The sequence below is a fragment of the Planktothrix agardhii genome, assembly GCF_904830935.1.
Taxonomy (GTDB): Bacteria; Cyanobacteriota; Cyanobacteriia; order Cyanobacteriales; family Microcoleaceae; genus Planktothrix; species Planktothrix agardhii.
In genome coordinates, this window is record NZ_LR882952.1 from 4,217,208 (window position 1) to 4,228,957 (window position 11,750).

The 11,750-nt window shown below is 37.3% G+C and carries 16 protein-coding genes; 14 read left to right on the forward strand and 2 right to left on the reverse strand.

Going from position 1 to position 11,750, the window contains the following annotated elements; genetic code table 11:
- Positions 1-31: 31 nt before the first annotated feature.
- The gene (locus NMG88_RS19450; RefSeq protein ID WP_235751971.1) at positions 32-562 is read left to right on the forward strand and encodes an RNA recognition motif domain-containing protein; all 531 of its coding nucleotides are present in this window, start codon (positions 32-34) and stop codon (positions 560-562) included.
- Between the two features lie 452 nt (positions 563-1,014).
- On the opposite strand, the gene NMG88_RS19455 is transcribed toward NMG88_RS19450, so the two are convergent.
- Together NMG88_RS19455 and alaS are read right to left on the reverse strand one after the other, a co-directional pair.
- A complete protein-coding gene (locus tag NMG88_RS19455) occupies positions 1,015-1,233 on the reverse strand; it encodes a DUF2283 domain-containing protein (protein ID WP_083621239.1) in 219 nt (72 codons plus the stop codon).
- A 69-nt stretch (positions 1,234-1,302) separates the two neighbouring features.
- Complete coding sequence (gene alaS, locus NMG88_RS19460) at positions 1,303-4,098, reverse strand: alanine--tRNA ligase (RefSeq protein WP_254035715.1); 2,796 nt, start codon at positions 4,096-4,098, stop codon at positions 1,303-1,305.
- A 41-nt stretch (positions 4,099-4,139) separates the two neighbouring features.
- Between alaS and NMG88_RS19465 the strand changes: the two genes are divergently transcribed.
- The 13 genes from NMG88_RS19465 (at position 4,140) to NMG88_RS19525 (ending at position 11,688) form a co-directional block, all read left to right on the forward strand.
- Positions 4,140-5,612: a DUF3370 domain-containing protein gene (locus NMG88_RS19465; protein WP_254035716.1), complete on the forward strand. Its 1,473-nt coding sequence runs from the start codon at positions 4,140-4,142 to the stop codon at positions 5,610-5,612.
- A 114-nt stretch (positions 5,613-5,726) separates the two neighbouring features.
- Complete coding sequence (locus NMG88_RS19470) at positions 5,727-7,238, forward strand: type I restriction-modification system subunit M (protein WP_254035717.1); 1,512 nt, start codon at positions 5,727-5,729, stop codon at positions 7,236-7,238.
- 27 nt (positions 7,239-7,265) lie between these two features.
- Positions 7,266-7,502 (forward strand): type II toxin-antitoxin system HicB family antitoxin, encoded by a 237-nt coding sequence (locus NMG88_RS19475; protein ID WP_238558118.1) that lies wholly within the window; start codon positions 7,266-7,268, stop codon positions 7,500-7,502.
- The gene (locus NMG88_RS19480; RefSeq protein ID WP_026785933.1) at positions 7,502-7,690 is read left to right on the forward strand and encodes a type II toxin-antitoxin system HicA family toxin; all 189 of its coding nucleotides are present in this window, start codon (positions 7,502-7,504) and stop codon (positions 7,688-7,690) included. Before NMG88_RS19475 ends, NMG88_RS19480 begins: the two co-directional genes overlap by 1 nt.
- 153 nt (positions 7,691-7,843) lie before the next feature.
- On the forward strand, positions 7,844-8,107 hold the full coding sequence (locus NMG88_RS19485) for a type II toxin-antitoxin system Phd/YefM family antitoxin (RefSeq protein WP_026785932.1): 264 nt from the start codon (positions 7,844-7,846) through the stop codon (positions 8,105-8,107).
- 2 nt (positions 8,108-8,109) lie between these two features.
- Positions 8,110-8,517 carry a nucleotidyltransferase family protein gene (locus NMG88_RS19490; RefSeq protein ID WP_235751975.1) on the forward strand — a complete coding sequence of 136 codons (408 nt, stop codon included), beginning with the start codon at positions 8,110-8,112 and terminating at the stop codon, positions 8,515-8,517.
- On the forward strand, positions 8,501-8,866 hold the full coding sequence (locus tag NMG88_RS19495) for a HepT-like ribonuclease domain-containing protein (RefSeq protein ID WP_026785930.1): 366 nt from the start codon (positions 8,501-8,503) through the stop codon (positions 8,864-8,866). The genes NMG88_RS19490 and NMG88_RS19495 overlap by 17 nt, the downstream gene beginning before the upstream one ends.
- A gap of 75 nt (positions 8,867-8,941) precedes the next feature.
- Positions 8,942-9,175, forward strand: a complete 234-nt coding sequence (locus tag NMG88_RS19500) for a hypothetical protein (protein WP_235753547.1) — start codon at positions 8,942-8,944, stop codon at positions 9,173-9,175.
- A 3-nt stretch (positions 9,176-9,178) separates the two neighbouring features.
- Complete coding sequence (locus NMG88_RS19505; protein ID WP_214559071.1) at positions 9,179-9,589, forward strand: type II toxin-antitoxin system VapC family toxin; 411 nt, start codon at positions 9,179-9,181, stop codon at positions 9,587-9,589.
- Positions 9,590-9,606: 17 nt separating this feature from the next.
- Positions 9,607-9,807 (forward strand): DUF433 domain-containing protein, encoded by a 201-nt coding sequence (locus NMG88_RS19510; RefSeq protein ID WP_026785927.1) that lies wholly within the window; start codon positions 9,607-9,609, stop codon positions 9,805-9,807.
- 55 nt (positions 9,808-9,862) lie between these two features.
- A complete protein-coding gene (locus NMG88_RS19515) occupies positions 9,863-10,990 on the forward strand; it encodes a restriction endonuclease subunit S (protein ID WP_254035718.1) in 1,128 nt (375 codons plus the stop codon).
- Positions 10,991-11,246: 256 nt separating this feature from the next.
- A complete protein-coding gene (locus NMG88_RS19520; protein WP_235751981.1) occupies positions 11,247-11,504 on the forward strand; it encodes a ribbon-helix-helix domain-containing protein in 258 nt (85 codons plus the stop codon).
- Positions 11,505-11,508: 4 nt separating this feature from the next.
- Positions 11,509-11,688: a hypothetical protein gene (locus NMG88_RS19525; RefSeq protein ID WP_254035719.1), complete on the forward strand. Its 180-nt coding sequence runs from the start codon at positions 11,509-11,511 to the stop codon at positions 11,686-11,688.
- Positions 11,689-11,750 lie beyond the last annotated feature (62 nt).

Sequence of the window (11,750 nt, forward strand, 5' to 3'; positions counted from 1 at the left end):
TTATTTTTCATTTAACTTGGAGGTTCTACTTATGTCCGTTCGTCTTTATATTGGTAATCTTCCTAAAGAATTGGAACGCAAAGAATTACAAGATGTCTTTGCAGAAGAAGGAGATACCGTTTCTGCTAAGGTGATTACCGATCGCAAAACTGGCAAATGTCGGGGTTTTGGATTTGTAACGGTGCAGACTGATGAAGTCGCGGATCAAATTGTTGAGAAATATAATGGGGTAATGTTTAGAGAAAATGCTCTAAAAATAGAGAAAGCATTACCTCGGAAAAAAGGAAAAGGTGACGGTGTTGGTGAGGGTGAAAACGGTGGGGAAGATGATCAACCCCAACAACAGCAACAGCCAGTTCAACAACCGATTAAATCGTCGGGTAATATGCCTAAAAGTGGCGGTAGTAGTAAAAACCGGAATAAAAAATCTAAGCATTCTTCCGGGGGTCAAACTTCTACATCGAAAACTAGCGGTGATGATTCCTTCCAACCCGATCCTCGTTGGGCTAATGAATTAGAAAAACTCAAACAAATTCTAGCTGCCCAAGCCGCCAATCCTTAATTTTATTGGCTTTTTTGGAATAAGAATGAACCCGCCTGAATCAATATTGAGGGGGGTTCTTTTTATTGAAGTCAATTAGAAATATTTTTTTCAGTGGAAATAATTAATTTTCTAATATTACAATACAGTATATCTGCATTGCTTTTCAGTAGGGAAAGATGTGATTATAGAAGTTGTTACAGTTAGTATTTAATGAACTGTTGAGCATTTAAACTGCATATTTTAGAGGCTGAAACCCCTTATTGGCTTGGATAGCCTCGAAAATTTAGATAATTAACAGCTTACTAATTATTAATATTTAAAAATTTGTATAATGGAGGTTCTTCTTCATATTTAGAAGAAGGTGAATCTTTTTTGCACTCTCCAACGCTGCTTTTAACTGCGTTGCATCCCGACCGCCAGCTTGTGCTAAATTTGGTGTTAGGTTTTGTTAACAATATCTACCTAAAAACTTAAATTTTAGCACCCGCTACTAACTGAGCCACTAATGGTTGATCTGTTGATAACTGACTCACAGCTAATACAGAAAACCCTAATAAATTTCCGGCTTCATCCACTCGTTCCATAATCGCATCATTATCGGTTTCTCGCATATAACCCGGTTGATCCGAAAATAAAACTTCTAAAAAATCGCCTTCTTTATCAAAATAAACTTTTACAGTTGAGGCCATAGTTGCTATCCTTTCTAAATCTAAAAATATAAAAAGCCCCTCTCCTAGCAGGGGAGGGGTTAACTTAACTTATTTCAACCCATCAACTAACTGGGTTTTTGCACTCTCCAACGCTGCTTTTAACTTTGTTGCATCCCGACCGCCAGCTTGCGCTAAATTCGGACGTCCGCCACCGCCACCGCCGCAAATTTTAGCAATGCCACCAATAAATTTACCCGCTTGTAAGCCTTTATTATTCACCGCTTTACTAAACGCCGCGACAAAATTAACTTTACCATCGGTGGTCGCTGAACCCAAAACAACGGCACTTTCTCCTAACTTTTGTTGTAGCCTTTCTGCGGCGGTTTTTAAGGATTCTGCATCGGCATCATGGAGTTCTGCTACAATTAATTTAAACTCACCAATGGTTTCAGCAGTGGTTAATAATTGTTGGGAATTGGCGATCGCTAATTCCGCTTTAACTCCTTCTAATTGTTTCTGAGTTGCTTTTAACTCCTGTTGTAAATTATTAATCCGTTCGGGGAGTTCTTCGGGTTTGGCTTTAAAGCGATCGCCTAATTCCTTAACCACCGTATCCCGTACTTTCAAATAATCTAAAACCGCCTGTCCCGCCACCGCTTCTATGCGTCGAATTCCTGATGCAATACCCGTTTCCGAAATAATCTTAAATAGACCAATTTCGGCGGTATTACTAACATGAATTCCCCCGCATAATTCCATCGAAACCCCCGAATAATCGACCACCCGCACAATATCAGAATATTTCTCTCCAAACATAGCGATCGCACCTTTAGCTTTAGCGGCTTCGATCGCCATTTCTGCAATAACCGCCGGATGTGCTTCGGTGATCCAACTATTAACTTGATCTTCAATTTGTTGCAATTCTTCAGCAGTTAACCCCCTGGGAGAATTAAAATCAAATCGTAAACGCTCAAAATCAACTAAAGAACCCGCTTGAGAAATTGAGGGATCTACTATTAATTTTAACGCCGATTGTAACAAATGGGTGGCAGTATGATTAGCTTGGGCACGACGACGACAGGCGCGATCAATTTGGGCGGTTAAGGTCATTCCTGGGGTAACTATTCCCCGTTCAATTCGTCCGAAATGGATGAAAATATTGGATTCTTTTTTAACATCTTCGATCTGAATTACGGTATCACCATAACTCAAATAACCGCGATCGCCAACTTGTCCCCCAGACTCGGCATAGAAGGGGGTTTTATTCAAAATAACTTGAATTTGTGTTCCCGCTTCTGCTATTTCTACGGGTTTTCCATTCACTAAAACCGCTTCAACTTTGGCATCAGATGTTAATAAAGTATAGCCTAAAAATTCCGTGGGGTGAATATGTTCTGCTAATTGATCTAAACTACCTTGAACGGTTAAATCAATAGTTTCATGGGCATCTTGAGAACGGCGGCGTTGTTCTTCCATTGCCGTTTCAAAGCCTTTAATATCAACAGTTAAGCCATTTTCTTCGGCAATTTCTTGGGTTAATTCTAGGGGGAAACCGTAGGTGTCATATAAAACAAAAGCATCTTGACCAGAAATTTCACCCCCCTCTAGTCCCTGCTTGGTAAGGGGGGAAGAAATATCTGTAGCCTCCCCTTTGGTAAGGGGGAGGTTGGTGGGGGTCGCCTGACCGGAATTACCCCCCTCTAGTCCCCCCTTATTAAGGGGGGAAGTTGTAGCCTCCCCTTTGGTAAGGGGCAGGTTGGTGGGGGTCGCCTTCGCAATAATTTCTGCTAACAGTTTTTCACCCCGTTCTAAGGTTTCTAAGAAACGGGTTTCTTCTCTTTGTAACTCTGCTTTAATTGCGGTTTCCCGTTGACGAACATTGGGATAAATAGCTTCTGATAATTGAATTGCAGTTTCAGCTACCAAGGTTGTAAATTCCTGATTAATTCCAATTAACCGACCATGACGAACTACCCGCCGAATTAACCGCCGGACAATATAACCCCGTCCAATATTAGACGCATTAACCCCATCGGCAATTAAATGCACAACCGCCCGAATATGATCCCCAATAACTTTGAGGGAAACCTTGGTTTTATCATCGGATTTGTGATAGTCTATTTGGGCAATTTCCGCCGCGGTTTTAATAATAGGAAAAATTAGATCGGTTTCATAATTATTAGGAACTTGCTGTAAAATTTGCGCCATGCGTTCTAACCCCATGCCCGTATCAATATTTTTATTCTGTAATGGGGTTAAAATACCATCATTATCTCGGTTATATTGCATAAATACTAAGTTATAAAACTCAATAAACCGAGAATCATCCTCTAAATCAATATTATCCTCGCCGCGTTCGGGGTGAAAATCATAATAAATTTCTGAACAGGGGCCACAGGGGCCAGTGGGGCCAGATTTCCAGAAGTTGTCCGCTTCTCCCATGCGTTTAATGCGTTGGGGAGATACCCCAATTTCGTCGCGCCAGATGGCAAAAGCTTCGTCATCTTCCTCAAACACACTCACCACTAAACGTTCAGGCGGTAACTCAAAAACTTTTGTAGAAATTTCCCATCCCCAAGCGATCGCTTGTTGTTTAAAATAATCTCCAAAGCTAAAATTACCCAACATCTCAAAAAAAGTGTGATGTCTGGCCGTTCTGCCTACATTTTCAATATCATTAGTACGGATACATTTTTGGGAGGTGGTGGCGCGGGGAAATTCGGGTTGTCGCTGTCCCAGAAATATCGGTTTAAAGGGTAACATCCCGGCAATGGTTAATAAAACCGTCGGGTCTTCGGGAACTAAGGAGGCACTAGGCAGAATTTTATGCCCTTTTTCGGCATAGAAGTTGAGAAACTTTTGCCGAATTTCGCTGCCTGTGGAATACTGAGGAAAAAAAGTCATAATACTCACGGTAAAAAAATTAGACCAACCTTTCAGAATAAATGAAAGATCAAACCTTACATCGGATAATTCCTATTTTAATTGTTAGTTTGTCTGCGGTGGGGGGTGCGGTCGGAGGAATTTGTTTTCGGCAAACTGTCATCGTTGAAAGGTTTCCTACCCTTTTGCCTCGGTTGCCCTTTGCCAATGCCTTGCCACCCCAGGAAATTATTGCTGAGAATGAAGTCCGTCCCTTGCCTGGGAAACTGGATCAGGTGTTAATGTTTAATAGCAATAGTCCAGAATGGGTGAAACAGGAAGGAATTTTACTCTCAACCTTTCCGGGAGGATGGCGGGGTGATCCCGAAGCTCATTTAGAATATCGTTTAAATGGGGAGTTTGAAGTATTTACACATCATTTTACCCACACTCCACCGGATTTAAAAACCTTGTATTTGGGGTTAATGGTTCATAATCCCGATAATGAACCTGTTACCGTTGAAGTATTACAAGCGGCAAGTTATTTATTGGAGCCTGATGCTCCGTTTAAAGAAAAGCCTGCCATGAGTGATAATTCCAAGGGTGAGATTTATTCCGGGCCAGGAATTCGGGCTGTTGATGATGTGTTAAGGGGAAAACGGCAGTCGGAATTTCCGAAAACCCTGGAAATTGCCCCTGGGGAAAGTCAAATGTTGATGAGTTTACCGATTCCGGTTAAGGGGTTAGAGCGTCGGGTGAATGGACGTTCTAGCTTGATGCGGTTAAAAGTCCGGGGCAAAACCGAAGATTCTCCCCCGGCTTCAATTTATCTGGCTAGTTTAGCCCAATTTGCGAAAATAGAACCTGATGGTAAGGAGCGATCGCCAACTTTAGAAGAATGGCAACAGTTACTTGACAATGGTAGTTTAGCACAACCCCGCGATAAAATTCCAACTCCTCCAGAACAAATAGGAGGTCAGTTAATTTATAGTCGAGTTGCAGGTATTCAAAAAGGGGCAAAATGGTCAGCAGATTTAGTAGATGAGGGCAAAGATTTTCTGACTATTCCTGATAGGGGAAAAGGTATTTCTTTTCTGATTAGTACAGTTAGAGCGGGAACATTGGGAACAAAACAAGTCCAAGCCGCACCATTAATTGTTCGTTATCCTGATACCGCATATCAATCTCATGGTAATTATGGAGTACACTATGATTTACAGATTCCCCTATTCAATGTAACAGATAAAACTCAAACAGTAGCAGTTACTTTGGAAACTCCATTCAAGGAAGAAAATTTATCAAAAAATGGATTAATTTTTCGACAACCCCCCTTAGATTTTCCATTTTTTCGAGGCACAGTTAGGTTAAGATATGAAGATGAACAAGGAAAAAATATTGTAAAATATATACATTTATGGCATCGTCGAGGGCAAATTGTTGACCCGTTAGTTCAATTAAAATTAAACCCGAAATCCTCCCGTTTTGTTAGAGTTGATTTTCGTTATCCTCCCGATGCTACACCCCCCCAAGTTGTGACCATTAAAACTTTAAATTAATCATCTCCTAGGACGAAATAGGTAGAAAGTGGAAAATTTCTGATAACTGATCTGAAAATGATCGGGTAATGATTGATAATAATAAGGAAAGCACCAATACAGGGATCTCCAGCAATGATAACAGGCGAGTTAAAATCCAAAGTTGATAAATTGTGGACAACCTTTTGGAATAACGGCATTAGTAACCCCCTGTCGGTGATTGAACAAATATCCTATTTACTGTTTATTAAACGCCTAGATGACCTACAATTAGCCCAAGAGAAGAAGATCAAACGCTTAGGGGGGCCATTAGAAAATCCCACTTTTACCCCAGAAAATAATCATTATCGTTGGTCTGAATTTAAGCATCAAAAGCCTGCTGATATGTTAGTTACGGTCAGGGATTATGCCTTTCCTTTTATCAAAACTATCGGTAAGGAAGGGGGGACTTATGCCCAACACATGAAGGATGCTGTATTTTTAATTGCTAACGCCGCCCTATTAGCAAATGTAGTAGCACAAATTGACCTAATCTTTGAATTACTCAATCAACAAGCGAGTCAATCTCAAGATAAAACCTATATAGATTTACAGGGAGATCTTTATGAATATATGTTATCAAAACTCACCACCGCCGGAACTAATGGACAGTTTCGCACTCCTCGCCATATTATTCAAATGATTGTCGAATTAATGAATCCTAGCGCCCATGAGGTAATCTGTGATCCCGCTTGTGGGACGGGGGGCTTTTTGGTGGGGGTGGCGGAATATTTGCGCCAGCAAAAAGATAGTGAGGGTAACTATATTTTGCATAATCCTGTTAATCAGAAGCACTTTAATCAGGAGATGTTTCACGGTTTTGACTTTGATGCTACCATGTTGCGAATCGGCAGTATGAATATGATGTTACATGGCATCGAAGATCCGAAAATTGAGGCGAGGGATTCCTTAGCAGAGGAGCATTCAGAAGTATCGGAAGCTTTTACTTTAATCTTAGCAAATCCCCCTTTTAAGGGATCGTTAGAAGCGAATACCATTGCTAAGGATTTAATCAAAATTATTAATACCAAAAAAACCGAGTTATTGTTTGCGGCGTTATTTTTGCGGTTATTAAAAAAAGGCGGAAGGGGGGCGGTAATTGTGCCGGATGGGGTGTTATTTGGTTCGTCTAATGCCCATAAAACCCTGCGTGAAACCCTTGTAGAAAATCATAAATTAGATGGGGTGATCTCCATGCCTTCGGGGGTTTTCAAGCCCTATGCTGGGGTTTCTACGGCGGTGCTGATGTTTACTAAAACGGGGGTAGGAGGTACGGATGGGGTTTGGTTTTATGATATGGGTGCGGATGGTTTATCGTTGGATGATAAGCGTCAACCTGTGGAGGAAAATGATATTCCTGATATTATTGCTAAGTGGCGCGATCGCGATCTAAATAAAGATATTGACCGCAGCAGTAAGGCTTTTTTTGTGGCGAAGGAGGAAATAGTTAAAAATGGTTATGATTTATCGATCAATCGTTATAAGGAGGTCGAATATGGGGAAGTTAGTTATGAGTCTCCGGCAGTTATTTTAGGTAAATTAAAGGTAATCGAAGGGGAGATTATGGCGGATTTGGAGGTGTTAGAGGGAATGTTAGGTATATTATAAATACTGTAAAATGTTAATGAACAATTAATGAACAATACCATGAGATATAAATACACTGCTAAATATACAAAAATCCCATCGGGATATATGGGGCAAATTATGGAATGGCAAGAAGTGGTTACGGAGGGAAAAACGGTTACAGAGTGTCGTTTAATGCTCGAAGATGCTTTAAATGAAATGATTTTAGCTTATCAACAGCAAGGAAAAACTATTCCTTCAAATGATAGTGATATTATTGAAAGTTTATTCATTGAGGTTGCTTAATGTCGGTAAAAAGAAGAGATTTAATTGAATACTTGGAAAATAATGGTTTTTATCTTTTACGAGAGGGAGGAAATCACTCTATCTATACCAATAATACAATTACTCTCCCCGTTAAGCGACATAAAATCTTTGACAGAATCACCGCTAATGAAATTTGTAAACAGGCTGGATTAAAGAAAAAATTTTAATTATCACAAATGATTTAGGACTACTCTAAAAAAAGAGGTTATTTCCAGATAAACTTGAGTTGATTATAATTTAGTGTAGGAGGTGGTTGTCAATCAAATTCTTCTTTTGTCCATTTTTGCTATAATGTCTAAAATAGTCAATCTTTTGAGATCATGAAAAGCTATACCCTGAAGCAAACCAGAAATCAACATGGTGAAGTCTTTGATCAAGCAAAAGTTGAGCCTGTGTTAATCACCGAGCAAAAACGTCCCAGCTATGTCATTCTTTCCGCAGAGTCTTATCAAAAACTAATTGATAAACTGGAAGAATTGGAAGATTTACATTGGGGGCAACAAGCACAAACTGCCCTAACTCAATCTTCAATGGTGGGAAGTGAGGAATTTAGCACAACTTTAGAAAGATTTGCCAATGGCTAAACTTGATAGGTGAATTAACTGAATTTAAAAATAAAGGTTATCAGGCATTGGTTAAAGATTCAAAAATTCTTAATTCTATAGGTTGGAATATTATGGAAGTTGTAGTAGTAAACAGTAAAGAGGATATTTTTGAGCAATTACGGAAGCATCAAAAAACCTTAGAAGGTTATGGGGTAAGGCGATGTGGGTTGTTTGGTTCGTTTCGGCGTGGGGAAGCCACAGAAAACAGTGATATTGATTTGTTGGTGGAGTTTAAGCCGGAGTTGAAAACTTTTATGAATTTTATGGATTTATGCTTTTTCTTTGATGATTTATTTGGGCGTAAGGTAGATGTCTTAACTCCTGAGTCTTTGAGTCCTATCTTTGGGCATAAGATTTTAGCGGAGGTGGAATATGTTTCATTCTCCTGATGATTATTTAGGTCATATTCTCCTAGAAACTTCTTTTATCCTCGAAGTATCTGAGGGTTTGGAGAAAGAAGTTTTCTTGGACAACCCCATTTTAACAAGGGCACTCGTGCGTAGTTTGGAGATTATCGGGGAGGCGACGAAAAAGTTACCGGATGATTTTAGGCAACAATATTCTCAAATTTCTTGGAAGCAGATGGCGGGGATGAGAGATAAGTTAATTCATGATTATTTTGGCGTTGATTATAATTTAGTCTGGGAGGTAGTTATTAATCAAATTCCTCTGTTACATCAGCAAATTCAAGATATCCTTAATCAGTTACAGGAATTAGATCCTCCCTATCCCCGTTAGAAAAGCGGTAAATTTTAGATAATATGTTAAGATCGCTATAGTTGTATTCAATTGCAGGGGTAATCAATTTTTTTTATGAATATTAAGCAGTTAATTGAGGCAGAATTGGATCATTTATCAACTCAGGAATTACAGGAATTTTATGAGTTGTTAAAAAGTCGTAGTCAAGACAAAAAAAAGGTTGATCATGATTCTGATTGGGATAAACTTTCCCAAATATTAGATGAATGTCAAATTGAGACTGGGATTACTGATTTAGCTGAACAACATGATCACTATATTCACGGCACTCCTAAACGGGAAAATTAATTAATGAAAAAAGTTTTTGTGGATACTTCCGCTTTTTTAGCATTATTAAATAACTCGGATACATGGCATAAAAAAGCTAAGGAGATAGAATTATTTTTAAATCAAAATCGTTATCTGTGGGTAACGACAGATTTTGTAATTTTAGAATTAGGTGATGCTCTATGTAGTGTTTATTGGCGTTCTAAATTTACTAGATTTGTCAATATCATTAGGGATTTAGAATCAATATCAATCATCCCTTTAGAAAAAAATTTATTCAATCAAGGATTAGCTTTATATGAATCAAGACAGGATAAGGATTGGGGGTTAACGGATTGTATTAGTTTTGTGATTATGCAACGGGAAAATATCACGGAGGCTTTTACTACTGATAAACATTTTGAACAGGCGGGGTTTATTCGTCTATTAACTTAATTAAAGGAAATTAAATTATGAATGATTTATTAATAAAACGTATTACTATAGATCCTAATATCTGTCATGGTAAGCCTTGTATTCGAGGTTTAAGGTATCCTGTGGAATTTATTTTGGAGTTGCTCAGTTCAGGAATGACTACAGAGGAAATTTTAATAGATTATGAGGATTTGGAATTAGATGATATTTTAGCTTCGTTATCTTTTGCTACAGAATAATTATTTAATTGTTTTTACTTCTTAATATCATTATTTTTTTAAAGGAGATGTCAGGATGGAATTAGTAAAATTAGGTAAAGTTGCAGACTTTATCAATGGTAAAGCATTTAAACCCTCAGATTGGGAAGATAAAGGGAAAAAAATTATTAGAATACAAAATCTTAATGATTGTTCTAAGCCCTATAATAGAACTTTACAAAATGTCGAAGATAAATATTTAGTATATCCTAATGATATTCTTGTATCATGGTCTGCCAGTTTAGGTGTTTTTGAATGGAAAGACTCTGAAATAGCGGTACTTAATCAACATATCTTTAAAGTTGTTCCTGATGAAAAATTAATTTGTAAACCATATCTTAAATATGCTTTAGATAAATCTATTGATTTAATGCTTAAATATACTCATGGTTCAACTATGAAGCATATAAATAGACAAGAGTTTTTAAATATAGAAATCCCCTTACCCCCGATCGCATCTCAACGTACAATAGCGAATATATTGGATAAAGCAGACGAAATCATCAGGAAAAGGAAAGAAGCGATCGCTCTTACCGAACAACTGCAAAAATCCATCTTTCTCGATATGTTCGGCGATCCTGTTATTAATCCTAAAGGTTGGGAGGTTGAAGAATTGAATAATGTTATTTCTATCATTTCAGGTCAAGTTGATCCAAAAGTTGAACCTTTTATTGATATGCCTCACATTGGCGGAGAAAATTTGCAGTCCAATACTAATAACATCCAAAATATAAAAACTCCTAGAGAGTTGAAGTTAAAAAGTGGAAAATATTTATTTCAGTCTGGAAATGTTTTATATTCAAAAATTCGACCATATCTCAATCAAGTTGTTATTACCGATTTTTCAGGTGTATGTAGTGCCGACATTTATCCATTAAGAGTTATAGAAACAAAAATTAAAAATGATTTTCTCATTTATTTACTAAGATCAAAATTCTTTTTAGATTATGCACAAAAACATTCAACAAGAACAAATATCCCTAAAATAAATAGACCTACTTTATTAAGTTTTAGATTTCCTTGTCCACCGATAAACATACAAAAAGATTTTTCAGATAAGTGTAATAAGATAACTCAAATACAAAAGAATTTTAACCAGTATTTGACAGAATCAGAAAATTTATTTAACTCCTTATTGCAAAAAGCATTCAAAGGTGAATTATAGATGAATAAAACCCAAACAAAAATTATCTGTCAAGGAGAATATATTTATGAATACAAAAAACACCCCATCAGAAAAAGAGGATAACGTAAAACGGTTATTTTACCTGTATTTCTGCCAGATGTCTGATGTTATATGATTTAAAACGCCATCTCAATAGAGACAGTTTAGATTTTAGTTGTGCTTCAGTTGCTCCTAGTGGCTAGTGGCCCATAATTTATGTTATACTATTTATAGCCAAACAATTATTAATAGTAAAATGTCCACAACTATTTCTTTAACTATTAATTTACCTCAAGAACTGGTCAATGCTTCAGAAGAACTAATCAAAGCGGGTAAAATCAAAAATTTTGATGAATTTATCGCTACTGCGGTACAAAATGAACTGCTTAAAAATAATTTTTCTGAAGATTCTTTATCCGATGAAGATCCGATTTTTGGTTTAGGGAAAAATCCCGTTAACGCTGGGATAATTGACGCTTCTAATAACTTAGACAAAACTACTATAAACTTTTAAAAACATGAAAAATATCATCATTAAAATATCGGAGAATATGACTAATTTAGAGATAGAAAAAATCAAGAGAAAAGCTAAAGCTAGTGATAACCTCAGTAAATTAATGGATCAAGCTAGTGAAGAAGCTCAAGCCAGAGGTTTAACCCCTGAAATATTAGAGAAAATATTAAACGAGAATGAATAACATTAGAATAGTTATAGATGTCAATGTAATCATAAGTGCATTATTGTTTCCTCAAACTAAAC